A 24,689-nucleotide genomic window follows, 5' to 3' on the forward strand; every position below is an offset into this window, starting at 1 on the left:
GCTAATGCCTTGGAGTCCAGCTATTAAATACATCATTTTTAATGATGGATGTTCTCTATGAAAATGCAAACAAGCGGGCTTTCTCCCGGACATACCGGGGCAAAAGCCCGCTTGTTTGCATCAAACTCTATTTTTGTACGCTAATTTATGGCCATCTTCAAAACCTTTGGAGAATCCTGAATTGAACCCCTCCTGGTAAGCTTCATCATAGGCTTGCTGATATAATGCAGGATCGTGTACATAAGGAACCTGCAAAGGAACGGCCTGTTCATCGGACACAGGTGCCGGGGGCAAGGCAGGACTAGCCTTCTGCTTCGAACTCGGCAAGCGCGGCTTTCTTCGCCGCAATCTCCTTTTTCTAGCCTGGTATCCTTTCTTTCTGCCGAGAAGTCTGCGTTTACGTCTAAGTAAAGGCTTGCGTTTACCGCCTCTCCCGATTCTTTTGCGCTTGACTAGCGTTCGGCGTTTCCGCCGAGGTTTGGTCGTTAACATTCATAATCCTCCCATTCTCCTCGGGCTGCAATGTTTGCGGGGTAGCATATCTTCATAATCCAGGGCTTTGAAGGAGTTCCATAATGTACTTGATGCAGAGTAATACCGCATACCGTTTCGGCTATGGCCTGTTGATACCTGGTTAATGCCTGAATGTTCTGCGCCAAATGACGGGCCGTCTCCGCCGAATGATCCGATACATCTGCCAGACTGTCCAGAATCCGCGCCATCGCCGTTTGGCTCTTGGCGATCGAGTCTATTAACCGCAGCTTGGATGCCTCAGCGGAGCCGATTCCCAACATCATTTCTCTGAATCCTCCAAGTCAAAGGAGCCGCTGAACAATCCGCCGAACCCATCGTCATCGCCAGAGCCGGATTCCTCTTTATCAGATACGAGCACGGCTTTCAAATTACTGCTGAATCCGTTCTGCAGCTTGGTTAAACCGTCTATGACCTCAACGAGTTGCTCATGGATATCCAACGGTTCGGACAGCATCTTCTCATGGCTGTCAAAGCTTCCGCCATGTACATGATTCAGCACCCAATTGCGGACCTTTTCCGCTTCTACTGCCTTTGCCTCCAGAATCATTGCGACATTCCATTGCACCTTCGCCGCGGCATCCAACACATTCAAAAAAGACTGCTCTCTACTCATCGTATCATCCTCACTCGTAACAACCTATTCTTCATCCTGATCCCTTAATTCCTTAATCACGAGTTCTAAATTTTCGGCGATGGCCTCCTCCAGATCAGCAATTGAACTCAAATAAGCGACAACGCTCTTGTTAATGCGCCCCGCACTTTCGATCAACCCGTCCGTTCCTTCAAAGGCCGGTTCAGCATCAGGAATAGCGTGAATAATCTGCGCGATGCGAACAGCAACATGCCGCTCAGCATCGATAATTCTCGCGATTTGACCATGGGAGTGGGATAAATGAATGATCATTTCCGTGATTTTCTGATCCACCCGGATTCCTCCTACTTCACTCGATTATGCCGGACACAGAGAGTAAAATTCATAACCGGGCCCGGGTTCACCTGCTCCAGCATATGCAGAGGGCAAACTCATCGTTACTCCGAACAACGGATATTACAATTCTTGCGATTCGAGCCTCGGAGGAGGGAGAATTGGGAGACCCTTCCCGTATCTCCCCAATTCCTCAGGAGTCCCTATCTCCGCACCCCCAGACAATCCCCACAACTCACATGTATAGGTAGAGACGATTTCACGCCATTGTCCCCGGTCAAGCTGATACCGCTTGCCATCCTCGCCTTGAATGACGGCACCCTCCCGTAAGCCGTTTTTCTCGATAAGTGCAAGATTAGGGGGAGGCGACCCTGCTCCGGTAGGTATTTGCATCAAGTCGATGACCGACAATCTGACCGGGCTTCTGGGCAAGGTATTCTCGCCTGTTAGACCGGATAGCGGATATTTCATACCATGCTCTAGCCAATAGCGCTTGCCGAAGCCTCCTTCAACCCAGACATGCGTCGGGTAAAAGTCCACGGATCTTCTATCGCGAAGCTCCTCCTTTCCTTCCTTCATACGCCGAAGAAGTTCCAGAGACCTGCCCCATTTTTGATGATAAAATTGTTCATTCTTACCGTTAACGACGGCGAAGCCCTCCTCGCCAAGACTCTTCATCGACACGCTCCCGATATGATGAACAAAGGTATCCCCTGCAATCATCAAACGCTTGCCCTGCAGCTGCAATCGGAGAATCCAGTCGTCGTCCTCGAAATTACCGATCTTATATCCTTCATCGAAATAGCCTACTTCTTCAAAGGTCTTGCGCGAAAATAAAAGACAAAATCCAACAAGCCGATCAGTATACCACCATTTGGATCTATCGGTCGCATTGTAATTCGCTGCGAATGCCGCCATCTCCGGCAGATCCTTATAAGTCGTGTTAATTTGCTGTTCCCCGCCGATATAATTTGTAACCGGGCCGACGGCCGCAACCCCCTTATTGCTGTTCAGCGCAGTTAGCAATTGACTTAGCCAACGCTCCGTAACGAGTACATCGTTATTTAACAGCACGATCATGTTTCCCTTGGCCATCATCAATCCGGTATTGACCGCACTTGCAAAACCCAGGTTTTCAGAATGGACGCCAACGCGAATCAATCCTCTTCGCTTCTGCAGCGCTTCGCGGGTTCCATCCACGGAACCGTCGTCCACGACGATGATTTCGTAAGGTTGTTCGGTATGCGCTTCAATGCTGGCAATGCATTGCAGTACCAGCTCCTTTTGATTATAAGTAGGAATTATAATGCTCGTGCCTTCAAATGGGATGGCAAAAGTCCGCTGTCCTTCAGTTACGCCCCGAGCATAACCAGCCTGAAATCCGTTCCTGTAATTTTTAACAGATTTCATCTTAGAACGCCTCACCGCCTCAGCCCGCTCACTTTGCACAACGCGGCGCAGCAATTCATACTTATCTCTTTTCATCCATTCACCTCCAAGCCGGGCAACAGAAGAGCTTCGCCGTCCTCGAGCCGATTCGCCAAGTGTCCCAAATCAAACGATACCTTGCCCAGTTCTTCGGCTATGGCCGTACAGATCATAACTGCGGCCACTCCCGCCGCAACCAGAGCAAGATCAAAATCTAAAAACGCGACTTCTTCCATAATGCGGTTTACATCATGCACTCCATTGACGGGTGTGATGATACCGGCAACCTCAAAGCCCTGACTGCTAAGCACATTTGCCAAGCCGTCGGCTTTATTGCCGATCAGAAGCAGCTTTCGTCCGCGAAGCATTGGATAGAAGAGCCCTTGCTCATGCAGCGCGTAATTGATCGTCGAGGTGGTCATTTTCAGCTCGTGATAAGAGATCCCCAGTTGCTTCAGCACTGGAAATAATAACCCTTGGAACGAAGGATGCCGCGACTCGGGAATGCCCACAATGCTTGCCACTCGAAGGGAATAGGCCAAAGCACCGCGTGCTGCTCCGTCCGGCAGAATCACCCCGGCATAAGGCAGGAATGTCCCCCAGAGCCGGGCCTGGTCTGTGGAGATGATCATGTCATGCGCCAAGGTGAGCAGCTCTCCGTCCCCAAGACGGACGACCGATAGTGGTAGCCGCTGATCTAGGGCTTGAACGACTTCCGCGTACACTGCGGCGGGAGGCATAATAGGAACGAGCGAAGACGCCGATTGCAGAATTCCGCGGGCGATCACGTCATCGACGGTCAAATCGGGCAGTACGGTATAGGGAGGCAGCTGTCGGCAGAGCCTGCCTTCCCCGCCCTCGTAATAGCCTTTGCGATACCCCTCCTCGAAGGCTGCGGCTGCGAATGAGCCGTTTTCCGTCGGAAGCTCCTCTTGCAAACAAACCTCAATTCCTGCTGTCTCAATGTTTTGCGTGTCACGTGGCAAGTTGTGCTCAGAGCGCAACGGCGCTGGGGAAGCTTTGCGGAATCGCCTTGTTGCCATATTGGCGCGAGGACGCGAGGGTTTTCTCCAACGGGTACCGCTCAAACGAGGCATTCTTTTTCTTGATAAATGTTTGCGCCTTGCGGATCGCTTGCGCCCTTTGCTCTCCATGCTATCTCCCTCCTCTCGCTTTATCCCCAGCGCTATTTTTAAGGAAGCACCCCTTTCATACGCGTCCCGGCCTCTAGCAAGGAATCGAACGTTCCAGCATCCCCCCACCATAATTGGAGGATATCGTATTCCAGCTTGCCATCCTTGGCATATAAATTGTTCACATCGGTAATCTCCAGCTCTCCTCGAGCAGAACGACCGATCGTACCGATCCGCTCGAATACCTTGTCGTCATACATATATATTCCCGTCACCGAGTAGTTAGATTTCGGCTTTTCCGGCTTTTCTTCAATATACGAAATCAGATCGGGGCATGACGGATCAAACACGGGGACTCCGTATCTTCTCGGATCGTCGACCGGCTTCAGCAGCACTCGGGCGCTTCCGTGCACCTGCTTCAAGAAGCTCTCCACGTAAGGCGTCAAATCATCCAAAAATAAATTATCACCTAGCAGCACAACGAACTTCTCTCCCGGCGCAATAAAGCTTTCAGCCAAACTCAACGCTTCGGCAATCCCCCCTGCGGTCTCCTGAACACGAAAAATCAGATTCACTCCGAAGTTCTCCCCACTGCCCAAATAATTCGTATAAAGTCCTGCGGACTGCTTGCCGATGATAAGGAGGATATCCGTAATTCCCGCCTGCCGGAACCGTTCAATGCCATAGCTGATCATCGGATAGCTCCCGACCGGGAGAAGATGCTTGTTAACGATTCGAGTTAACGGATGAAGGCGAGTTCCCGTTCCCCCCGCCAAAATAACACCTTTCATGTACTCCCCTCCCTCAAAGCTGTTTTTTACAAATAAATCCACGGATCAATTCCCCACTTATCGATAAATTTCTGTCGATTAAGCTCGAGCAGGGATTTCCAGCCATCCGGATTTTTAGCCGCAAAGCTGGCGCTTCCTCCATGGTATATCAGCGTATCTCCGCTGATGAGCAGACGGAATGCTTTCTTGCGCGCCCGATAGCAGTAATCATCGTCCTCATAGTGTCCTGGAGAAAAACGCTCATCGAACCGTCCGACGATGTCCCACAGCTTTCTTCGAAACAAGAAGCACAGACCGACAAGTCGATTAACGTCCTGCCATTTCGCCGGGTCGGTCTGATTATACCGCTCCGCAATTTGCATGAATTCCTCCAGCGTATTCCATACCATGTCCACCTGCTGGCGTCCACTGGCATAGTTGCTAACGGGGCCGACTATGCCGATGTCATCGGCACTGTATAAGGCGCGCAGCATGTTCGACAGCCAGCGCGGCGTGACGATGACATCGTTGTTCAGCAACAGCAACTGTTCGCCGGAAGCAATGGCCAGCCCGCGATTGCACGCAGCCGGAAACCCTTCGTTTCTAGGTAATGCTATAAACGTAAGTCCTGCTTGACTGCAATACTCCTGCGTTCCGTCTGTAGAGCCGTTATCAACAACGATAATTTCATATGGCATTTCAGTATGACGGCGAATCGATTCGATGCAGGAGCTTAACAAATGAAGACCGTTATGAGTCGGGATAATGATGCTTGTAAGCTTGGTGTCATTCATCGGCAATTCCTCTTCCTTGCCAATTTGTCTCTTGGTGTTCTCGTCATGCTCAACCTAGCTCCCTGCAGTTCCATCGCCGCTTCGAAGGCTTCAATATGATCGCCAAGAATGAGCCTTGCTACTTCATTTCCATCCCCGACATTCCCGCTGCGCACTCGATTCCTCTTCACGACATCTATGGATCTCGGAGCCCGGATTACCAGTCCCCGTACGATGGCCAATGCTTGGGCTTTGGGGGGCACAACCAATGAGCGGACTCCCAACTCGGCTATCGCCCGTCTGGATAAAGCATGTGGAACGGCAGTGAGCGAATTCGCCTGCAAATCGGGACGGCCGAGTACATGATTCAGGAACATTTTGCTGCGGGTTACCGCATCCTGTTTAGAGAACGGAGGCAAATAAGGAGAGATATCATTGAGCACAATGTCCGCACCCTTATCGATTTCCAGCAGGAAAGGCGCCAGATCTTCTGCATCAAGAACGATATCGCCGTCCGTGAACAATACGGCATCCCCTGTCGCCATCGATGCACCTATGCCGCGGGCAACATCGTGTCCTAGCCGCCTAGGATAGTAAACCACGATTACGCGGTCATTCCTGCCTATGGAATGATAACTGCGATCCTTGCAACCATTCAAGACAACGATAATTTCCCGGATCGGCAGTCGGCTTAGCTCGGAAATGACGGCCGCAATCGTTCTCTCCTCATTGCAAGCCGAGACGACCGCAGACACCGTTCCCTGCAGCGGCAAGGGGATTCCTAGCAAAGGCTCCTTCGCAATCATATTATATCCCCGGCGGTAAGCTCTGGAGATGCCCAGTATGCTCCGCCAAGTTAACGATTCATTTATCGTTTCCTTAAACCAATTCAGAAACGAGGATTGCAGGTGCTCATAAGAAAGAGAGTATCCCACTTGTCCGGCAGCAGCTGAATATCCTGCCTTAAAGGCGCGGTGCTCATGCTCTCCCGATCCGGTTTTGCCTTGCACCTTGCCCCTCCTTCCAGACTTCGACAATGGTGGTGTTCGCTTCATGCGGCTGTTGGGTTGAGCTTTCGCGGCAGACCGCTGCTGTCTCATCGGCTTCTCCAGCTTATTCCTTGACACGCCCCTCACCTCACCTTCTCTCGTTGACGGCCAAGATCGGTGTATCCCCCGCGAGAGCCGCGTTCAAGAATGAGCCGGTGAACAGCCGCCAAATGATCCCCGACAATTAGGCTGACCAGGGGATCTTCCTGTCTGCCTCTGTATTTGACCGGATTTATTCTGCCTACCTGAACGGAATGAACCGCCCGTACCTTATAACCGCGAAGCAATGCTGCGACTAAAGCTAACGGCGGTACTTCGAGCGCCTCATAACCAATGGCTTCAATTACACTACGACTCATGGCGTGAGGAACGGCCGTCAGGGAGGCTCCTTTCAAATCGGAACGCCCCAGCAAGGCATTCAGCGAATGTTTGGCCACAACGACGGGATGGAGCTCCCGCCCTCTTGTAGGCCCCGAATAATCATTTAGGGCCACATCCACTCCTCCTAATACGCCCTTGACGAAAGGACGAAGCTCAGCAGCTGGGATAATCATGTCTGCGTCAATAAACAGCAGTATTTGCCCTTTTGCAGCTTCCGCGCCTACCCGGCGACCCACATCATGTCCAAGCGGCTCGTCAGCCGTGATGACGCGTGCTCCCCATTTCCAGGCAATGGCTGGCGTACCGTCGGTTGATCCGTTAGCCACGACGATCGTTTCGCTGCAGGGGTGAACCTTGCCTGCTTCGCGTAATACACCAGGCAGGGTAGCTCTTTCGTTCATCGCGGGAATAATGATAGACACGAGCGGGTTCGGATGATTGAACACACGACGGTTCGGCCGCTTGCCTTTCCTGGTTTGCCGTAAAGCACCGCCTGTGAATTTGCGCTTTCTGAGCATAGTTTCACCTCCAAGCTCCGATTGCTGAAGAAGGTAGCACAAATAGGGCTTTTTGTACTATTCCATACAGTGTATGTGGCTCCGCAAACGTTGCAACGGCAAACGTACAGACCTTTTTACTGCAAGAAACTCCACTCGCATCAAGCTCCTGAAGATCAGACTATCTATGAATCAAAAGAAAAAAGACTATTTTTCGGCTTGACGGAGCGATCCGCACGAAAATAGTCTTATAACAAGCTTTTATCTTCCGGTTTTCTGCCCTTTCATCAAATGAACCCAACGAGCAGCGGTATGCTGCCAGCGGAATTTGCGGCGGGCCAACTCACGTCCCGCCCTCCCCATCCTGATGCATCGTTCCTCGCTCCCGAGCAAGGCCGTGATTCCCAGCGCCAAACTCTTCGGCAGCAAAGACGGTGGCAGCAGCAATCCGGATTCCCCGTCGATAACCACTTCCGGGATGCCTCCGGCGCGGCTGGCCACGACCGGAACCGCCGAAGCCATCGCCTCCACGTTCACTAAGCCGAAAGCTTCATCTTCCCCAGAAGGTACAACTATTAGATCGGCCAAGTTATACCAATCGGCAACGCTCGGGTAAGGGGAATAAGGAAGAAAAGCTACTCTATCCTTATAAGGCTCCGCCATCTTCTTCAGGCGGCGGACATACTGACTCTCCCGGTTGACGCCGTAATACGCGCTGCCCACGATAACCAGCATGGCATCTTTCTCCTGCCTCAATATTTCCGGCAAGGCATTCAGCAGATGGTGAACCCCTTTTGAGGGAAGAAGGCGCCCGATGAACATTATGATTTTGCGTCGGCTCCAGCCCAAATCGGCAAGTCTGGCCTGGCGCAGGTATTCCCCCGGCGAAGTCCAACGAGGGGTGAAATCTTCGAGGCTTACCCCTAAGGGATTTACGGAAATCGGCGTCTTCATCGCTGGAAAACGCTGCTGGAGTTTTCTTTTTAAATATTCACTATTCACGATGATCGTATCTACGCCGTCCAATATGAAACTCATTTTCCCCACTGACTGGCTAGAGGTGACGAAGAAAGTGGTCGAGTGCAGAGTCAGGAATACACTAGCCATCGGAAGCTTATTCTTCAATTGATAGGCAAGCAGGGGGCGGTTATGGACATCCACAATATCGGGATGCCATTTCCTCAAATGCCGTAACAACGAAGATAAGTACTGCCTGCCGCCTGGCATACGAAAACACGGAATCTCCCCAAGCTGTCCTAATTTGGGGATCTGTCCGTCCGTTAAGCCGAATATCCGAATGTCCAACTCATTCGCCGCCAATGGAGCCACTTTCTCGATCACCCGCTCGACGGAACTGCTGTGTCCCGAAGGAATGACGAAAGAACCCGGAGTAATGACCGCCACTTTTTGTCTGCTCATGCACCCTGCTTCCTCTCTATAAAATAAACCCTTAACCTAAAATATGCGCTGTTCGCCGCCAAGGTGTAGGGCTCGGTGAAAATCAAGCTACACCGCGGTTGCCATGAACAAAACAGGCTGTTGATTCAGCACAGTCGTCCACGCCTTTTAGGTATTGCCACATAAATTAAATCAGAAGTCGCATACAAAAAGGAGGAAAATCCATGGGGCAAGACCATATCGGTATTCTGCTTAATTCCAGCATGTACCGGGGAATTCCCCAGCGCAAAACCGGCCAGGAATCGATAGCCAACTATGAAGAAGCGGCACGGGCTAACGGATTCATTCCTTGCTTTCTGAGATTGGGAGATATGGATGTCGGAAAAAACAGCAGTATCGCTTATGTACGGGACGGCTGCGATTACTTAAGAATGACGATTCCCACGCCGAAGGTCATCCACAATCGCGCCCTGTACAGGGATGCATCCACCCACCGGAAAATTCGCAGCCTTGTATCCCAGGGCATAAGCATATTCAACGTAAACAACCGTTATGGGAAAAACGTCATTCATCGCCTCTTGCAAGAGGATCCGCGCTTAAAGCAGTATCTTCCGGCAACTGCAGAGGTTACCAGTGCCTCTTTAAGCAGAATGATGGCAAAATACGACGACCTCATACTGAAGCCTGCGCGCGGATCTGTTGGCGAAGGAATCATGAGGTTGCAGCGGGATAACCTAGGTTGGAAGATCACGTATCCCTCCAAAGCAAGAAGAGAGTGGACTTCCGAAAGAATTGGCAGAGAAAGCTTTCCAACCCGATTTCAGCGCCAGTATAGACGCACCCCTTATCTCATCCAGGAGCGCATCCCTCTTGCCGAATATGAAGCTAGGCCGCTAGATCTTCGTGTGACCGTCCAGCGCGGCGCATTTGGCGCATGGGGCATTACCGGAATGTATGTCAAAATCGCTCCGGAAAACAGCTTCCTATCCAACATTGGCAAAGGCGGACGCCCATTTCCCGTCCAACTGCTAAACGAGTGCATCCCCGCCCGGCTCGTGCCGGATGCCCTTTATCACGTAAAAACGCTGTCCCTCTCCATAGCCTGTCATTTATCGGCACGGCTTCCTCTGCTCGCCGACCTTGGGATCGACATCGGCTTGACGCAAGCTGGCCAGCCCTACTTTATTGAATGCAACGGGAGAGATCAGCGGTACGGATTTCGAAAAGCCGGATTGACGGAAATTTGGAAAGAGACATATCAGCGGCCGATGGATTTCGCAAGATATTTGTACGATCACGCAGGTCAGTATGAGTTGCAGGGCGAAGTATAACAAGCCGACAGAAAACAGAAGTCCAAATCCGCTTAAGCGAATCTGGACTTCTATTCCTTGGCTGTATTTAATATCTCACATCTAATATCTTATATCCGTGATGCCGAATAAAGGATACAGTTGCGACAAGTTGTAAGCTGCCGCTAAAGCCAAAATCAGCACTAAAAGCAGCCCTAAATCATATAGCGTAAATACAGATGAATAATAATAGGTTCTCCGGCGACTGTTGTGAAACGCCTTGGACTCCATTGCTACGGCTACGCGATGCGCCCGGCGGATGCTTTGAGACAGCAGCGGCACAGCATACTGCTTCGTTTGCTCAACCCAGCCGCGCATGCCCCGAGCATGCCGCACGCCCCGAATTTGAAGCGCGTTGCGCCTTATCTGGAATTCTTCCCAAACCATCGGCAGCAGCCGTACGGAAGCCATGAAGCTATAAGCATATTTCGGTGCTAGCTTCACCTTCTGCATCAGGGCATAGAACAGGGCGACCGAGGAGGTAGTCAGCACATACAGCAGTCCCTCTGCAGCGAAAGTGATCGATTTAAAGCCGATATGAATCCCCCTAAAGAAGCTCTCCTCTGAAATGCGGATAATCCCCCACTTCCACCAAAGCGTATCCCCCTTACCGAATAAGATCATTGTTATGGAGGATGATACGAAAACGAATAATAAGGGAAGAATCAACAGCAGGATTTTCCATGGCGGGTGCCCGCTCATCAGGAATAGCACAAGGAAGATGACAATCGCCTGGTAAACGATAAAATCCAAGTTATGTGTAAACAAGGTCAACAGGAACAGCAGTACTATGATACCCAGCTTGGCAGCGGGATTGGCACGGTGCAGCCAAGTCTCTCGCTTGGGCGTAAGAAATTTTCTCATCGTCTTCCCTCTTCCTGTGATTCCTGTACTGCACGATCCCGCAGATGTTTCATTTCTTCTCCGCGCTCCGTAAACTGCTGGGAGACCATGCTGCCCTCCCGCACCTCCCAACGCTTAGTGGCGATAATATCCGCAATCTTCTCCTCATGCGTAACCATGACGATCGCTGTTCCTTGACGGCGCAGTTCCTCGCAAACTCGCAAAATGGCAAAGGTATTTACGGCATCTTGCCCGAAGGTCGGTTCGTCCAGCAGGAGTATCGGCTTATGCAGCACGACAGCGCCGGCTACGCTTAATCTCCGTTTTTGTCCGAGGGAAAGCTGATAAGGATGACGGTGATCCAAACCTTCCAGCCCAAAGGTAAGCAAAGACTTGCTTACCTGCTCTGAGACGGCCTCCTCAGGCATCCCCTCCTGCCGCAGGGAAAAAGCGATCTCCTCGCCTACCTCCTCGGCTACGAATTGAAATTCAGGATTCTGGAACACAAAGCTGATTAGTCGTGCTGCCTGTTTCACCTGCTTTTGGCGCTTCTTCCAGCGTCCCCGCCATTTGCCAGCTCGCCCGTGGACATCCTGTTCCAATGGCTGCCCCTTCAGCAAATAAGTTCCTTCCGAGCTGAGCAAGCCCATCAAGCTTAACAGCAGGGAGCTCTTTCCCGCACCGTTCGGCCCGGTAATGGCAATGAAATCTCCGGGTGCAATGGATGCCCGTTCTACCTCAATAACCGGCTGCCCATATCTCAACCCTCGGAATTGAGACAACTCCAGCAGCTCCTCAGTCGGTACGGATAACGGACGCTCGGGCAGAACGGGCTCTAAGAGCGCTTCCCCCTCCGGGGAAGTGAAGAAGTGCTCCCAAACGCCGGGATACCAAATTCCGAATTCCTTCAGCTCGGATTGATAGGAGCTGAACACCTCTTGAGGCGTTCCTTGGCCGAGCAATTGTCCTTCCGGGCCAAAGAGAATGACCCGATCGACAAAGTCAGCGATCTCCTCGATCCGATGCTCTACAATAATAAGCGTTCGATCCGGCGAAATTTGCTTCACCGTATCCCATATCTGTTCCCGGCCTTCCGGATCAAGCAGCGCGGAAGGCTCATCAAGGAACAGCACCTGGGGATTAGAAAGCAAGACGGAGGCCAGGGCCAGCCGCTGCTTCATCCCCTGGGATAAGGAGTCTATCTGCACATGCAGTTCCGGCAATTTAAGCCCGACCGCTTGAAGAACCTCCTCCATCCTCCCCCGCATCTCGCTCTGGGGAACCGCTAAATTTTCGAGAACAAACGCTAATTCCTCATCCACATAGGGCATGCAAAATTGAGTATCCGGATCCTGGAATACAAATCCCCAAGACGCAGGTTGATTTAGATCCTGACAGCGCATCGGCACCTCGATGAGTGAGGGAATAATGCCTGAGAGCACCTGTAGCAGTGTCGATTTCCCACTTCCGCTAGGCCCAAGCAGCAATACCTTCTCGCCCTGTCGTACATGGATTGTAAGATCTTTAAAAACAAAACGATCTTCCCCTGGAAACTTAAGCCGCAGCTCGGTTACGCCCGCTGCAATGGCCGCAGCCTGGTTCTGCCTGTCGCTTGCAGCGGCCTCTGATGTCAGTGTAGGCATCATTGCTTAATCGTCCAGCGCAGCATAGTCTTTTTCCTCGACAGGCCGTAGAAGATTCGTTACCCCTGTTGCCTCTACTGCTTTAACGATCGCGTAGGCCAAGTATCCGCAAATTACAGCCGAACTGACGGCGCGCATGCCGTATTTGGCGAACAACAGCCAAGTCTGATAATCCTGGATGTAGCCGTAATAAATATCGGGAATCAAGGATCCGACGGCCGCGCCTATTCCAGCCAAAGCAGCCACGGAGGCCGAATAGTTCTTGTACCGGAACGCTGCGAAAACCAGTTCAGCCCCAAGGCCTTGAAGCACACTATACATGACGAGCTGTATTCCCCACTCGCTGCCGAACAATATCGATACATGCGCAGCGGCGATTTCAGCGATTAACGCCACACCAGGCTTGCGAATCAGCAAAAACACGAGCGTAGAAGCCATGAACCACATCCCATAAACAAGCTCATCCGCCTGCGGGAAAAACGAAAACAAATTATAAACAGCGCTCCAGAAATAATATACGACTCCCAGAACAAGCGACACTAGGATCGTGACGAGCAAATCGCTCAGCTTCAATCCCCGGCCACCTCTTTTTTGTACTGCTTCTTGCATTGCTTACATCTCCCCTTCTTAATTAACTACATAGAATAGTATGGCTAAAAAACAAAAAAACCGACTGGATATGCTCAGGCGGCTGTATATAGTTCATAGGCACAAGAAAACCTTGAACGACGAATTATCTACGCTGGCATTATCCAGATCAGATTGACGGTCAGCAGCGGACTATGCTGCTATCTCAGCCTGATTCTCTCAAGCTCCCGTATCACTATGCGATTGACTTAACCATACAACAAGAGCTGCTGTACTAGCAAGTATAATTTAATTATTACAGCTTCGTTGTTGATTTAGTTTGTATTATATGTCAATATAATCGAAATGGAAAACGGCAGCACACTTGTTCAGCAAAGTAACTAGGGGGAACCGATTTGACCGCAAAATGGATGAAATGGATGACAGAGCTTACGTCCCGGAAATGGATTTCCCGGCTAATGGGTCGGTTTTCTCACTCGGGGGCAAGCCGGCTCCTTATACCTACCTTCGCTAAATCCTACGGCATTCCGCTGGAAGAGGCTGAGAAGGACATTAAAGAATACAGGACGCTGAACGAATTTTTCACCCGCAAGCTAAAACCTGACATGCGTCCGATTCATCCCCTGCCTGAAGGATTGATCAGTCCTGTCGATGCGTTAATTACAGCAATGGGAGAAATTCAATCGGGTACGATCCTTAATGTAAAAGGACAAGATTATTCGCTGCAAGAGCTGCTCAATTACTCTCCCCGCACAGAAACGTACAATCATGGTTATTTCTTCGTACTATATCTTAGTCCGACCGACTACCACCGCATTCACGCCCCCGTAGCGGGACGCAAGCTGGAGAGCGAGCATATTAAGGGGAAGGTCTACCCGGTCAATGACTTCGGAATGAGACATATGAGGACGGTACTTAGCCGAAACGAGCGGCTTATCACTTATATTTCGCATGATCTCGGCGAAGTTGCCGTCGTTAAAGTAGGCGCCATGAATGTAAGCAGCATTAAATATACAGATGTTGAAGCAACAAGATGGGATCGCGGAGATGATTTAGCTTATTTCGAATTCGGCTCAACCGTCGTTCTACTCATTGAAAACGGCACATTTGAGCCGCTTTCTAAGCTCAATATCGGCAGCAAGGTTAAAATGGGCGAGCCTCTGGGGAAATTCTACTCCGCGAATAAGACCAAACGTGGCAATGGATCTCATCTTGGATAGCGATGATAGAGGTAAAAGCAGGCCGTCCCCTAATACTGGGAATGGCCTGCTTCTCTTAAGACATTAGTTTAGACCACTGGGTTGAACGCTATCAACGGATTAAATGTATTATGATTTCTAGCTAGTATTCAAATTCACTATAAAACTAGGCTAGCTGGTTAGAGTCTTGCTCTACTAATGCGAACTTTTCTCCTAATTCGCACTTTTCTTCAAATGCACACTTCTAAGGCACGCCTTTAATACGCACTACTTCACCGTGATCATACCGATTTCGGATTGAAGCGTGATCTCTCCACCGCCTCCATTAATTTCACTGGTTCCTTTCTGGGCGCCGCTAATTCCCCCTACCTCGCTCTTGGTGACAAGTGTGCATTGTACAGCATCGTCCAAGTTCAGTTCGATATTGCCGACCGTCGTCTTGACGTTGAGCCGGCTCTCCTCGTTCATATCCGCAATATGCATGGAGACACCGCCCGTAGTCGTTTGTATCGATGATTTCCCTGTAATGTACGCATTATTCATCTGGATTGATCCAACTTCACTGCTTATATTATAGCTTCCTTTCAAATCGTATAGCTCGACGACACCGACATCATTATGAATATCATAGCTGTCGATCAAGTCCGGCACTTCAATAACATAATCGATCATGAAATCAGAAATCCCGTATTTCTTCTCGGCCCAAGTCCATAAGCTCGTATTTTGCTGCTCCCCCTTTGGATGTGTTGCAATCGTCAATTGACCGCCCTTCTCGGTCACCGCCACCTCTGCCTGATCCAAAATGTGCTGCCTGCTCTCCAGCTTGGTCGACTTACCGAACCAAACAGTGGTGTTGATACGTATTTCTTCCCCGTCATACGCACTGATTTTAATATTTCCTACCGAATGATCGAGACTAAGCGTCGTAGCCTTGCTCACTTGCGAACTCGTTGAAATATCCCGGGCCAACCCTGCCTCTCTGCTTCTTTGCCCCCAATCCTCAGCCACCTTTATTAGCGATTGTTCCAGCGAACCCGCTGCTTGGCCGACCGCCTCATGGGTCTTATCCTTCATGCTGGTACAACCTGCCAGCACAATCAAAGATACCGCCGCTGCAGTCAACGTTATGGAGTTCATCCGACTTCTGCCTCTACTCCTGCTTTTGCGATTGCTTGAATTCACGATTCTGTCTCTGTTCATCTCTCTTGCCTCCCATATATTCCTTCTACATGTAAATAACGTATGTGCCGCAGCATTGTTTATGTAAGTACCAATAAATGTTTCTTTCTTGAATTCTCCTTCTATTGTAATCGTTTATTTTTGCATCTCCACAGGCTGGAGACTAGAATGATACTGGACCTGAGCCTAGGTAGTTCTTTTTCCGCATTCAAAGCAAGAAGCCGGCATCTTAAACGATGCCAGCCTCTTAGAAATACGTGCTTCTAGTATTGCTTGGATAACAATTGATATACAACTTGCGCTGCTTCGGCACGAGTCAGATGAGCTTTAGGAGCAAACTCTTCTTGTCCTCTCCCATGGATCAGTCCAAGGGAATGGGCTGAGTTTACGGCAGTTGCCGCCCAATCCGATATTTGCATCGCATCCTTAAAGCTGTGCGAAGCCTCCTGTGCGATTGCCGCTCCCCCTTGGAGGGCATAAGCCTTCATGAGCATGACCGCCATCTCTTGCCTAGTGACCGGAGCACTCGGATCAAATGTCCGATCATTCCGCCCCAGCACGAGTCCTGCTTGATAGGCTCCTGACAAAGTATCGTAATACCATGCATCCCGTGATACATCCGCGAACGAATCCATAACTTCAGGCTCAAGCTTTAACGCACGAGCCAGCATGACGGCAAACTCCGCTCGGCTTACATCAGTACCAGGATTATAGGTGCCGTTTGGCGCTCCCGCAACAATTTGCCTTGATGCGAGTCCAGATACGGCATTATATGCCCAGTACGTTTCCGGAACATCCGTGAACCGTTTCGTCAGCTCAAGAACAGCATACTGGCTGAAATGGTGAACCGGCGCACTGATTTCTCCATTGCTCCATTGCCCTCCTACGTACTCAAGCTGGCCTTCATTGGAAATATAAAAGATACCCGTTTGACTCAGATTGTTAACTGCATCCAGCTTGATCCTTACCGTAATTGATGAAGCAAAGCTCTGCAATTCTAGGTCTGCCCCGCCCCGAGTGATCACGCTTAGTTTAAAATCATAGGCCTGCCCTAATATTTTGATCGATGTAAATTTGTCTTGCAATGCCCCCCGCTTAAGAGCAGCCTCCACGCTTTTGTGATCCACTGCTGCAAACTGCAGCACGATCTCATAGCCTGACGATGCTCCACTGCTCTTGATGAGCTGCTGGAGAACATCCGCCGGAATAACCAGCGATAGGCTGCCATTCGTCATCTCCAGCTTGCTCTCGCCCAGCATGGCTATAGACTCTTCCGTCAATATAATCTTGTTTACGCTCGGAGCTACCGTAACCAATCCGACCCCTGATTCATTGATCTTAATTTGATCTGGTTGAATCCTCACTTGTCCTGAATCAGACTCTGATTTTACTGGCTCTGCGGTGCCTGCTCCCGAGTTAGAAGCGGTGGTCGTTCCTCCACCGGCTCCTGGCGACGTAGGGGTTGTCGGCGGCGTCGGTGGAGTAGGCGATGTAGGTTCTTCCTTGGTCAGTACCAGCTCAACGTCATCGAAATATCCCCAGACCTCGGCTGGTGCTTCAACGTCAAATCCGATTGTTAGCTGTCCGTCCTTCACTTCAATGTCTTCAATGGCATATTGCGTCCAGTTATTCCAGCCCGTATTAACCATTTCCGTGCTAAGAACAATCCCTGCGCTATCCTCGGCAAACAGCTTCAATTCCGTCTCCCCGCCGCCCCCGGAAGCCCAAGCTCTCAGTGCATAAGTTCCGTTTGGAAGCTCGGCGATGGTTTGCGTCAATTGATACGAATACGGCGCATCATACCAGTAGTTAAAGGCGTGGCTTCCAGAGCGGGCATTGCCGGCATTGCTCTCAACCTTGCCAGCCGAACTCGTTCCCGTCAGCGTCCAATGGCTCAGATCACCGCTCTCGAATCCGGCGTTCTTGACCATATTCTCCTGTGCCAACACCGTAATTTCAATTTGCGCCTTTTTCTCCATGCCTGTTATCTTGCCTTGAACCTTAAATGTACCCGGCGTTTGCAGTTGTTCTTCTGCAATGCTGTCCCAAGTTACAGCCGCCTGTGAGATCGTACCTTCGTTGTACAGCACCTTCACCGTTGCCGGCAATAGCGGAGCCACTCCCTTGGCAACCGTAATTTTGTCCGCAGGGTAGACCAGGATCGGCAGCTTTTCTGTTATACTGCCAGGCATGAACTGAAATACATTTAGCGATTCCAGGACATTGCCGTCATAATCGAACATCGCCTGATTTTCCCACGCATTGCCCTCTCCCGATTTCCAGCCTACTCCCGGAAGCCAGGCCGGTTCCCAATAAAATACTCCAAGTCCTTTTTGGTTCCTCACGTTGGCTACGGTATGGAAGACTGTTTCAATAACAAGCTTCTGGTTATCCACGCTAGCAGGGAAGCCGGCGATATCCGTCTCGGTCTCGTTAACGATATTGCCATGATCATCCCCGTTTTCATAAGTGTAGGCGTAAGCAGTCTCCACTACAACGACCTGCTTGCCATATCTGGTCACTAGATCATCCAAGTTGCTCTTCAAATCCTGGAAAGTCCCATGCCAATAAGGATAATAAGATAAGCCGATGATATCGTATTCTACGCCGCGTGCTTGGATTTGATCGAAGAAGCTGCGGAATTTGCTGTTGCTTCCTCCCTCAGCGAGATGGAGCATAATCTTCGTCTCATGATTGGCCGGTGTCGTGTCACGCACGCCCTGAATTCCCTGCTTCAGCAGCTCGGCCAAATTGTTGAAATTTCGGATCGCTCCGTCCGGGAGCAGCATCCCGCTATTAATCTCATTGCCTACCTGCACCATATCCGGATAAGCGTTTACGGCATCCAGCTCCGACAACACTTCGGTGGTATAGTCATAGACCGCCTGCTTTAGTTCCGTGAAGCTAAGGTCTTCCCAGGAAGCCGGCTTTACCTGCTGCCCCGGATCAGCCCAGAAGTCGGAATAATGGAAATCTACAAGCAGCTTCATGCCCGCAGCTTTAACCCGCTGCGCCATTTCTACGGTATGCGCCTTGTCATTGTAGCCATCCGCTTGCACAGGATCATTCCAGACTCGCAAACGAACATAGTTTACGCCGTGATTCTTCAAAATCTCCAGCAGATCCTTCTCTACTCCGCCTTCGTAATACTTGACCCCAATATCCTCCAAGGCCTGCAGCGTAGAAATATCCACGCCTTTGATAAATTCACTTGGATCAGACGGCTCTTCTTCCGTAATTTTCACGAGCTGGACATCGTCAAAACAACCCCAATAACCAACTGGTGCCGCCACATCAAAGCCGATTGTAATTTCTCCGCCAACCACCTCGATGTCCCGAACGACGTACTCGCTCCAACCGCCCCAGCCCGAATTGACAATTGCCGTAGTTTGTGTCGATGAATTGCCGCTAGCATCTACCGTGTTAGCAAATAGCTGTAAATCTGCATCGCCTACATCTCCTGCAGCCCATGCCTTCAGTTCATAGCTGCCGTCCTCAAGACCGCTGACCGTCTGCGATAATTGAAACTCATATCCTCGATCCCCGAACCAATAATTTAAATAATGATCTCCGCTACGGGCATTGTCTGCGTCCCTCTCTACACTAACTGCATAAGTCGCCCCGGTCACGGTCCAGCCCAAAGCATCGCCATTCTCGAATCCCGGATTCTCTAGCGGAATTTCGATGGCTGTCGTAATCGTTCCGGCTGCTTCCACAGTTCTCGCGCTCTGGCTGAACAGAACGCCTGGAAACGCCAGCAACAAAATCAAAAAAATAATAAACGGCTTATGAATCCTCCGCAATTCCTTCATTGTCCTCATCGCCTTCCTTCCTCCCTGCATATTGTTGTACTGAAATGAAACGATCCCGCGCAAAATGACACCCCAATGATCGTCTGCACATCTATTGTAGTAGGAAAGAATTAGAACGAGGATTCAGCGCGCCAACAAAATATAATACTATTTCTACGATCTGCCCCCTTTCACCGCACCAATCCTGTCGTTTGTGCCGTTATAACAGCAGCTCAAATTAAAAAAGCAGCCGACTCGCTGAGCCGCTGCTTCTATGGAAATACTATATTAAGCTTTAAGTATTAGAACCAATTATTTCCTTCCTGATCAGATACTCTATTGCGACGTATGCGATTCCGAAAAATATTGCTGCCAGCCGCCACGCACTGACGGCTGCGAATCCGCCGTCTTTGTCCCATTGCATGTCACCTCCTCTAAGACGTAAATCAAAATTCATTACCCTTTTCGAAGGCTTTTGAAACAACATTTTTTTTAAAAAAAGATACAGCTATCGGATTTCCGAGGGACTTTTGCCGGTATGCTGCTTAAATTGGCGGCTGAAGAAGAAAATATCTTTATATCCAAGCGCGTCGGCCACCTCGGTCACGTTCATTCCGGCATGCAGAAGCAAATGCTGGGCTCGATCGATTCTGGATTTAATGATGTAAGCTTGCACCGGCATGCCGATCAATTCCTTGAACTTGATGGAAAAATAACGCGGCGACAACCCCGCCCGAGCCGACAAAGTATCCACCTTATGCGGTAAGCCGGGGTGCTGTACAACGTAATTGGCTATCTCAAGAATAATTTCCGCCAGCTGATTGCTGACCTTCTTCTCCACGGGCACATAACGTTCCTCGCGAAGCAGATGAATGAGCAGCTGCTTTAATATAAGCCGGGCCTCTTCTTCAAAGGCGTAAGCCTTGATCAGGAAAAGACGAACATACCGCGACAGCATGTACTCAAAGTCCAGCGTATCCTCCAGTTTGCGATAAGATCCCGGGACTTCGCTTACAGGCTGATCCAAATCAAAATGAATATAGGTCAACACGAGCGGCCGCTGCGGATTATGCGTAGCACTTGGATGGTCGCCACGGCGGAACAAAAAACAACTGCCTTTAGCAACGGGTATAGACTTATCATGCAAGTTGACCGTGCCTTCCCCGCTCCATACATAGAACAAATCGTAATTGGCCAGCGGCTTATCCCGCTTATGCCATTTCCAGCCTGGCTCGCACACGATTTTCGCAAAGGCCGGCTTTAATATGAATGAGGACGGTGAAACATGGAGCATGTCCTTCTTCCCTCCCGAATCAAAGTCATTCCAAGTATATTATATCGCCTACTGGCGTCCGCTTAAAACAACTTTCCACACATTGGCCATCCTTTGGATTCCTTCCGTAATCTGCTTTTGATCCAAATGAGCAAAGCAGAAGCAGGCAGCCGGAGCTCCAATGGATAATTGATAGGCCGAGGCGTCCCGGAATTGTACACCATCCGCGAACGCTGCCGCGCGGAAAAGCTCATAATCCTCCGCAGAACCACGCCAGCGCGCATACACATGCAAGCCGGCATCGGAAGGCTGTAGATCGAACAGCCCCCCAGCATGCTTTTGCATAGAGGCACGGAGCCATTTATGCTTGTCCCCATAGTAGCGGCGCATTCTCCGCAGATGGCGGGCATACTCTCCGCGCCGCATGAAGCGGGCCAGTGCGCGCTGCTCCAGCCTCGCTGGAGATACAGGCTCGTACAAAGCCTTGGCCCGAGCCATCGGTTCCACGAGGCTTGGCGGCAGCACAGCATAGCCGATGCGAAGCGCGGCGAACATAGTCTTGGAGAAGGAGCCAACGTACACGACGCGTTCCTCGCGGTCGAGCGCCTTCAACGGCTCCAGCGGCCGGCCGGCGAAGCGAAACTCGCTGTCATAATCATCTTCGATGATGACCGCATTCCGCCGCGCCGCCCACGCGAGCAGTTCCCGGCGCCGCGCCGGGGACAGCACTGCGCCGGTCGGGTACTGCCGGCCCGGCGTCACAAACAGCAGCCGCGCGTCCCAATCGCGCGGCACGATGCCATCGCCGTCGACCGGAGCGGCGACGGCGATGGCTCCGCAGGCGGCGACGGCCCGGGAGATCCCCGTGTAACACGGGTTCTCCAGCACCGCCGGCTGGCCTGGCTCCAGCAGAAGCTGGGCCAGCAGCACGAGCGCCTGCATCGAGCCATTGAACAGGCAGATTTGCTCCGCATCTGCCGCAATGCCGCGGCTGCGCCGCAAATGAGCCGCGATTGCCTCGCGCAGCTCAATATCCCCTGCCGTGTCCTCGAGCGAATGGGAGGAGTCAAGCTCCTCCCGGACGGCCGCGGCGATCGCGCTTTTCCACTCGGCAAGGGGAAATAAGTCTAGAGAAGGCCCGGCATCGCAAAAAGAAATCCTGTTCTCCATCGATTTCCATTCCCGTTCCATTTTCGGCATCCCCATAACCGTATGCCCCCATGCGGACAATTCAATCGCGGCAGTTTCACAAGGCTCCTCTATAATTGAAGATACCGTATTGGATACATAAGTTCCGCTTCCCAAAACGGAATGAATATAGCCATCTCCATGAAGCATATCGTATGCCTGGGAGACGCTGCCGCGGGATAAACCATATAGCTGAGCTAATTCGCGAGTAGAAGGAAGACGAGTTCCCCCGCTAAGAGTACCCTCATGAATCGCCTCGCGCAGCGCATGATAGAGCGCTAGGTATTTATATCGATGTATTTTGCTGTGCCCTTCTAGCGGAAGGATGAAATCCAAATCTAACCACCCTTTCTATGTCAAAAGTGGATCAATGAAATTAATGTAAAGTGGTTCTTTTTTATTGTCAACTGTGCCCGTACACTAGTTTCAAACGAAGCATAGAAGATGGAGGAAGGTATATTATGAGGAGAAAAGAATTCTCAATGGATGAAAATGAACAGGAAATAAAAAGCTTTCTGCAAGAAATGACCTTTGGCTTTCTCGGAACTGTGGGAAGCGATGGCAACTGCCGGGTTACTCCTTTGAATTTTGTATATGGGAAAGGCTATTTCTATATGCACGGCAGCCTTGCCGGAGAAAAAATGAAACATTTAAAATCCAATTCGAATGTCAGCTTCACGGTAGCCAAGGAGTACGCGATCATTCCGTCCTATTTCACCCATCCGCAGCTCGCCTGTCCTGCTTCCGCATACTTCAAGAGTGTGATGGTTCGCGGGCATGTTGAAATCGTGGACGATCTGCAGGAGAAGGCCGATGCCCTCAGCATGTTTATGGAGAAGCTGCAGCCAGAAGGCGGCTATGATCCGATCAATCCGGAAGATCCGCTATATGCCGGACAACTGAAGGCGGTCGCCCTGATCCGGATCGTTCCCGCAAAGATCAGCGCCAAATTCAAATTTGGACAAAATTTAAAAGCCGATAAATTCGAAAAGGTCGTTGGGGGACTCAAGGAGAGAAGTGAGATGCTAGATAATGAAACGGTAGAGCATATGTATAAATACTGCCCTTTTCACAGCGGAAGGTAAATACGAAATCATCGACTCCCTATAGTCAAAGTGATATAATGTTAGGCAGTAAAAACGGAAGCTATCCATTATATCAAACTGATCGGAAGGATGATTACGCAATGAACTCACTTGCGGAGCAGTTGAACGAAAATCTCAAAGCAGGTAACGCCCATTTATATGAAATGTTGTCTACGCTGGGCAAGGAAATTTATTTTCCAAAGGAAGGAATACTCAGCCAATCGGCTGAAGCCTCCAGCCATGCCAAGAAGTTCAATGCCACTATCGGTATAGCCACGGAAAACGGCGGCCCGATGCATCTTGCAGTCATACAAGATACCTTATCCGCCTATAAGCCGCAGGATTTGTATCCTTACGCTCCCCCTGCCGGCAAGCCTGAGCTGAGAACGGTCTGGCGCGACAAGATGATCCGTGAGAATCCTTCCCTAAGCGGCAAAAGCTACGGCAACCCCATAGTGACCAATGCACTTACCCACGGGCTGAGCATTGTGGCCGATCTGTTCGTCGATGAAGGGGACGCTGTCATCTACCCGGACAAAAATTGGGAGAATTATGAGCTGACTTTCGGAATCCGCCGCAACGGTTCTATCGTCAACTATCCACTATTTACTGAAGATATGAAGTTCAACAGTGAGGGGCTCCGCGAAACGCTTCTTGCTCAGAAGGACAAAGGCAAAGCCGTTGTTATTCTTAATTTTCCAAACAACCCAACGGGGTATACTCCGGGAGCCAAGGAAGGGGAACAAATCGTCGCTGCCATTCTGGAGGCTGCGGAAGCAGGCATTAACGTCGTTGTCGTTACGGATGACGCCTACTTCGGACTTTTCTTTGAGAATTCCTTGTCCGAGTCCCTCTTCGGCAAGCTTGCTGGCCTTCATCCGCGGATTTTGCCTGTAAAGGTAGATGGTGCTACGAAGGAAGAATACGTCTGGGGCTTCCGGGTCGGATTTATCACCTTTGCAGCAGAAAGCCAAGAAGCACTTGCCGCTTTAGAGCAAAAAACACTGGGCATCATTCGCGCTACGATCTCTAGCGGCGCTCACCCGTCTCAGACCTTTATTCTTCAAGCGCTGAAATCACCGGATTTTGAAGTGCAAAAAGAAGAGAAATTCCATGTCATGAAAGGCCGGGCCAACAAGGTGAAATCCTTGCTCGACAGCGGAAAATACGGCGATGTATGGGAATACTACCCATTTAATTCAGGGTACTTCATGTGTCTTAAGCTTAAAGAGGTGCAGGCCGAGGAGCTTCGCCAGCATTTGCTCCATGAATACAGCGTCGGAACGATTGCCCTTGGTGACCATGATCTGCGCATTGCATTCTCTTGTATTGCCGAGGAAAACCTGGAGGAACTGTTCGATATTTTATACAAAGCGGTACTGGATTTAAAAGCGAAATAACATTTTACTAAAATTAGAACAATCGCCCAAGCATGATATGGCCCCTTGTCATACAATACGGTGTAGTGACTTACACAATGTTAGTTTGGAAAGGGGAATTTATATGAGCGGTATAGAGGATGTAAGAGGCGGCTGTGGCAGCTGCGGAGGCTATGGTGCAGGACTGTTTACCAGTACAGGCGTGATCCTTGTACTCTTTATTCTGTTAGTCATTGTAAGCCGTGCTTTCATCTAACTGATCGATAGGGATCAACGAATTTCAC

General features: G+C 50.4%; 23 protein-coding genes and 1 riboswitch. Of the genes, 5 read left to right on the forward strand and 18 right to left on the reverse strand.

Features of this window, described 5'->3' with window-relative positions; translation table 11 throughout:
- Window positions 1-120 precede the first annotated feature (120 nt).
- From CZ379_RS23590 to CZ379_RS23640, 11 genes are all read right to left on the reverse strand, one after another.
- Window positions 121-492: a hypothetical protein gene (locus tag CZ379_RS23590; RefSeq protein WP_110933851.1), complete on the reverse strand. Its 372-nt coding sequence runs from the start codon at window positions 490-492 to the stop codon at window positions 121-123.
- Entirely contained in the window at window positions 486-797 is a 312-nt protein-coding gene (locus CZ379_RS23595; RefSeq protein WP_110933852.1) for a hypothetical protein, read from the reverse strand. Before CZ379_RS23595 ends, CZ379_RS23590 begins: the two co-directional genes overlap by 7 nt.
- Complete coding sequence (locus CZ379_RS23600; RefSeq protein ID WP_110933853.1) at window positions 794-1,147, reverse strand: alpha-helical endospore appendage domain-containing protein; 354 nt, start codon at window positions 1,145-1,147, stop codon at window positions 794-796. Before CZ379_RS23600 ends, CZ379_RS23595 begins: the two co-directional genes overlap by 4 nt.
- A gap of 24 nt (window positions 1,148-1,171) precedes the next feature.
- Window positions 1,172-1,459, reverse strand: a complete 288-nt coding sequence (locus tag CZ379_RS23605) for a nucleoside-diphosphate sugar epimerase (protein WP_110933854.1) — start codon at window positions 1,457-1,459, stop codon at window positions 1,172-1,174.
- A gap of 123 nt (window positions 1,460-1,582) precedes the next feature.
- Entirely contained in the window at window positions 1,583-2,944 is a 1,362-nt protein-coding gene (locus tag CZ379_RS23610) for a glycosyltransferase family 2 protein (RefSeq protein ID WP_234404993.1), read from the reverse strand.
- Window positions 2,941-4,041 (reverse strand): GT-D fold domain-containing protein, encoded by a 1,101-nt coding sequence (locus CZ379_RS23615; RefSeq protein WP_234404994.1) that lies wholly within the window; start codon window positions 4,039-4,041, stop codon window positions 2,941-2,943. The genes CZ379_RS23610 and CZ379_RS23615 overlap by 4 nt, the downstream gene beginning before the upstream one ends.
- Window positions 4,042-4,079: 38 nt before the next feature.
- The gene (locus tag CZ379_RS23620; protein WP_110933855.1) at window positions 4,080-4,811 is read right to left on the reverse strand and encodes a sugar phosphate nucleotidyltransferase; all 732 of its coding nucleotides are present in this window, start codon (window positions 4,809-4,811) and stop codon (window positions 4,080-4,082) included.
- Window positions 4,812-4,837: 26 nt separating this feature from the next.
- Window positions 4,838-5,584 (reverse strand): glycosyltransferase family 2 protein, encoded by a 747-nt coding sequence (locus CZ379_RS23625; RefSeq protein ID WP_110933856.1) that lies wholly within the window; start codon window positions 5,582-5,584, stop codon window positions 4,838-4,840.
- Window positions 5,581-6,690 (reverse strand): glycosyltransferase family 2 protein, encoded by a 1,110-nt coding sequence (locus tag CZ379_RS23630; RefSeq protein ID WP_234404995.1) that lies wholly within the window; start codon window positions 6,688-6,690, stop codon window positions 5,581-5,583. The genes CZ379_RS23625 and CZ379_RS23630 overlap by 4 nt, the downstream gene beginning before the upstream one ends.
- Before the next feature lie 5 nt (window positions 6,691-6,695).
- Window positions 6,696-7,511, reverse strand: a complete 816-nt coding sequence (locus tag CZ379_RS23635) for a glycosyltransferase family 2 protein (RefSeq protein WP_110933857.1) — start codon at window positions 7,509-7,511, stop codon at window positions 6,696-6,698.
- A gap of 240 nt (window positions 7,512-7,751) precedes the next feature.
- Complete coding sequence (locus tag CZ379_RS23640; RefSeq protein ID WP_110933858.1) at window positions 7,752-8,909, reverse strand: glycosyltransferase family 4 protein; 1,158 nt, start codon at window positions 8,907-8,909, stop codon at window positions 7,752-7,754.
- 203 nt (window positions 8,910-9,112) lie between these two features.
- Between CZ379_RS23640 and CZ379_RS23645 the strand changes: the two genes are divergently transcribed.
- Window positions 9,113-10,219, forward strand: a complete 1,107-nt coding sequence (locus CZ379_RS23645) for a YheC/YheD family endospore coat-associated protein (RefSeq protein ID WP_110933859.1) — start codon at window positions 9,113-9,115, stop codon at window positions 10,217-10,219.
- Between the two features lie 81 nt (window positions 10,220-10,300).
- Here CZ379_RS23645 and CZ379_RS23650 read toward each other — a convergent pair whose 3' ends face one another.
- The 3 genes from CZ379_RS23650 to CZ379_RS23660 are packed head-to-tail and all read right to left on the reverse strand — an operon-like array spanning window position 10,301 to window position 13,332.
- Complete coding sequence (locus CZ379_RS23650; RefSeq protein ID WP_110933860.1) at window positions 10,301-11,101, reverse strand: energy-coupling factor transporter transmembrane component T family protein; 801 nt, start codon at window positions 11,099-11,101, stop codon at window positions 10,301-10,303.
- The gene (locus tag CZ379_RS23655) at window positions 11,098-12,726 is read right to left on the reverse strand and encodes an ABC transporter ATP-binding protein (RefSeq protein ID WP_110933861.1); all 1,629 of its coding nucleotides are present in this window, start codon (window positions 12,724-12,726) and stop codon (window positions 11,098-11,100) included. The genes CZ379_RS23650 and CZ379_RS23655 overlap by 4 nt, the downstream gene beginning before the upstream one ends.
- Window positions 12,727-12,729: 3 nt before the next feature.
- Entirely contained in the window at window positions 12,730-13,332 is a 603-nt protein-coding gene (locus CZ379_RS23660; RefSeq protein ID WP_110933862.1) for an ECF transporter S component, read from the reverse strand.
- A gap of 107 nt (window positions 13,333-13,439) precedes the next feature.
- A riboswitch (TPP riboswitch) is annotated at window positions 13,440-13,552 on the reverse strand.
- A 154-nt stretch (window positions 13,553-13,706) separates the two neighbouring features.
- On the opposite strand from CZ379_RS23660, the gene asd reads away from it, so the two are divergent.
- On the forward strand, window positions 13,707-14,531 hold the full coding sequence (gene asd / locus CZ379_RS23665; RefSeq protein WP_110933863.1) for an archaetidylserine decarboxylase: 825 nt from the start codon (window positions 13,707-13,709) through the stop codon (window positions 14,529-14,531).
- A gap of 246 nt (window positions 14,532-14,777) precedes the next feature.
- Here the strand turns inward: asd and CZ379_RS23670 are convergent, their stop codons facing one another.
- From CZ379_RS23670 to pdxR, 4 genes are all read right to left on the reverse strand, one after another.
- Window positions 14,778-15,710 carry a DUF4097 family beta strand repeat-containing protein gene (locus tag CZ379_RS23670; protein WP_110933864.1) on the reverse strand — a complete coding sequence of 311 codons (933 nt, stop codon included), beginning with the start codon at window positions 15,708-15,710 and terminating at the stop codon, window positions 14,778-14,780.
- A 242-nt stretch (window positions 15,711-15,952) separates the two neighbouring features.
- The gene (locus tag CZ379_RS23675) at window positions 15,953-19,510 is read right to left on the reverse strand and encodes a glycosyl hydrolase 53 family protein (RefSeq protein WP_199925750.1); all 3,558 of its coding nucleotides are present in this window, start codon (window positions 19,508-19,510) and stop codon (window positions 15,953-15,955) included.
- Window positions 19,511-19,988: 478 nt separating this feature from the next.
- The gene (locus CZ379_RS23680; protein ID WP_110933866.1) at window positions 19,989-20,774 is read right to left on the reverse strand and encodes a helix-turn-helix domain-containing protein; all 786 of its coding nucleotides are present in this window, start codon (window positions 20,772-20,774) and stop codon (window positions 19,989-19,991) included.
- Window positions 20,775-20,822: 48 nt separating this feature from the next.
- Window positions 20,823-22,277: a MocR-like pyridoxine biosynthesis transcription factor PdxR gene (gene pdxR, locus CZ379_RS23685; protein WP_110933867.1), complete on the reverse strand. Its 1,455-nt coding sequence runs from the start codon at window positions 22,275-22,277 to the stop codon at window positions 20,823-20,825.
- Between the two features lie 125 nt (window positions 22,278-22,402).
- Here pdxR and CZ379_RS23690 point away from each other — a divergent pair, with 125 nt between their 5' ends.
- The 3 genes from CZ379_RS23690 (at window position 22,403) to CZ379_RS26410 (ending at window position 24,661) form a co-directional block, all read left to right on the forward strand.
- The gene (locus tag CZ379_RS23690; protein ID WP_110933868.1) at window positions 22,403-23,026 is read left to right on the forward strand and encodes a pyridoxamine 5'-phosphate oxidase family protein; all 624 of its coding nucleotides are present in this window, start codon (window positions 22,403-22,405) and stop codon (window positions 23,024-23,026) included.
- A gap of 101 nt (window positions 23,027-23,127) precedes the next feature.
- Window positions 23,128-24,426, forward strand: coding sequence for an aminotransferase class I/II-fold pyridoxal phosphate-dependent enzyme (locus CZ379_RS23695; protein WP_110933869.1), 1,299 nt, complete (start codon window positions 23,128-23,130; stop codon window positions 24,424-24,426).
- Window positions 24,427-24,529: 103 nt separating this feature from the next.
- On the forward strand, window positions 24,530-24,661 hold the full coding sequence (locus CZ379_RS26410; protein ID WP_199925751.1) for a sporulation protein YjcZ: 132 nt from the start codon (window positions 24,530-24,532) through the stop codon (window positions 24,659-24,661).
- The last annotated feature ends 28 nt before the right edge of the window (window positions 24,662-24,689 follow it).

It is taken from the genome of Paenibacillus bouchesdurhonensis (assembly GCF_900155685.1).
GTDB classification, from domain to species: Bacteria; Bacillota; Bacilli; order Paenibacillales; family Paenibacillaceae; genus Fontibacillus; species Fontibacillus bouchesdurhonensis.

What these genes read in the sequence shown, in the direction of transcription:
- CZ379_RS23590 (WP_110933851.1), bottom strand. Translation starts at nt 492, where the DNA reads ATGTTAACGACCAAACCTCGGCGGAAACGCCGAACGCTAGTCAAGCGC.
- CZ379_RS23595 (WP_110933852.1), bottom strand. Translation starts at nt 797, where the DNA reads ATGATGTTGGGAATCGGCTCCGCTGAGGCATCCAAGCTGCGGTTAATA.
- CZ379_RS23600 (WP_110933853.1), bottom strand. Translation starts at nt 1,147, where the DNA reads ATGAGTAGAGAGCAGTCTTTTTTGAATGTGTTGGATGCCGCGGCGAAG.
- CZ379_RS23610 (WP_234404993.1), bottom strand. Translation starts at nt 2,944, where the DNA reads ATGAAAAGAGATAAGTATGAATTGCTGCGCCGCGTTGTGCAAAGTGAG.
- CZ379_RS23615 (WP_234404994.1), bottom strand. Translation starts at nt 4,041, where the DNA reads ATGGAGAGCAAAGGGCGCAAGCGATCCGCAAGGCGCAAACATTTATCA.
- CZ379_RS23620 (WP_110933855.1), bottom strand. Translation starts at nt 4,811, where the DNA reads ATGAAAGGTGTTATTTTGGCGGGGGGAACGGGAACTCGCCTTCATCCG.
- CZ379_RS23625 (WP_110933856.1), bottom strand. Translation starts at nt 5,584, where the DNA reads ATGAATGACACCAAGCTTACAAGCATCATTATCCCGACTCATAACGGT.
- CZ379_RS23635 (WP_110933857.1), bottom strand. Translation starts at nt 7,511, where the DNA reads ATGCTCAGAAAGCGCAAATTCACAGGCGGTGCTTTACGGCAAACCAGG.
- CZ379_RS23640 (WP_110933858.1), bottom strand. Translation starts at nt 8,909, where the DNA reads ATGAGCAGACAAAAAGTGGCGGTCATTACTCCGGGTTCTTTCGTCATT.
- CZ379_RS23645 (WP_110933859.1), top strand. Translation starts at nt 9,113, where the DNA reads ATGGGGCAAGACCATATCGGTATTCTGCTTAATTCCAGCATGTACCGG.
- CZ379_RS23650 (WP_110933860.1), bottom strand. Translation starts at nt 11,101, where the DNA reads ATGAGAAAATTTCTTACGCCCAAGCGAGAGACTTGGCTGCACCGTGCC.
- CZ379_RS23655 (WP_110933861.1), bottom strand. Translation starts at nt 12,726, where the DNA reads ATGATGCCTACACTGACATCAGAGGCCGCTGCAAGCGACAGGCAGAAC.
- CZ379_RS23660 (WP_110933862.1), bottom strand. Translation starts at nt 13,332, where the DNA reads ATGCAAGAAGCAGTACAAAAAAGAGGTGGCCGGGGATTGAAGCTGAGC.
- CZ379_RS23670 (WP_110933864.1), bottom strand. Translation starts at nt 15,710, where the DNA reads ATGAACAGAGACAGAATCGTGAATTCAAGCAATCGCAAAAGCAGGAGT.
- CZ379_RS23675 (WP_199925750.1), bottom strand. Translation starts at nt 19,510, where the DNA reads ATGAGGACAATGAAGGAATTGCGGAGGATTCATAAGCCGTTTATTATT.
- CZ379_RS23680 (WP_110933866.1), bottom strand. Translation starts at nt 20,774, where the DNA reads ATGCTCCATGTTTCACCGTCCTCATTCATATTAAAGCCGGCCTTTGCG.
- CZ379_RS23690 (WP_110933868.1), top strand. Translation starts at nt 22,403, where the DNA reads ATGAGGAGAAAAGAATTCTCAATGGATGAAAATGAACAGGAAATAAAA.
- CZ379_RS23695 (WP_110933869.1), top strand. Translation starts at nt 23,128, where the DNA reads ATGAACTCACTTGCGGAGCAGTTGAACGAAAATCTCAAAGCAGGTAAC.
- CZ379_RS26410 (WP_199925751.1), top strand. Translation starts at nt 24,530, where the DNA reads ATGAGCGGTATAGAGGATGTAAGAGGCGGCTGTGGCAGCTGCGGAGGC.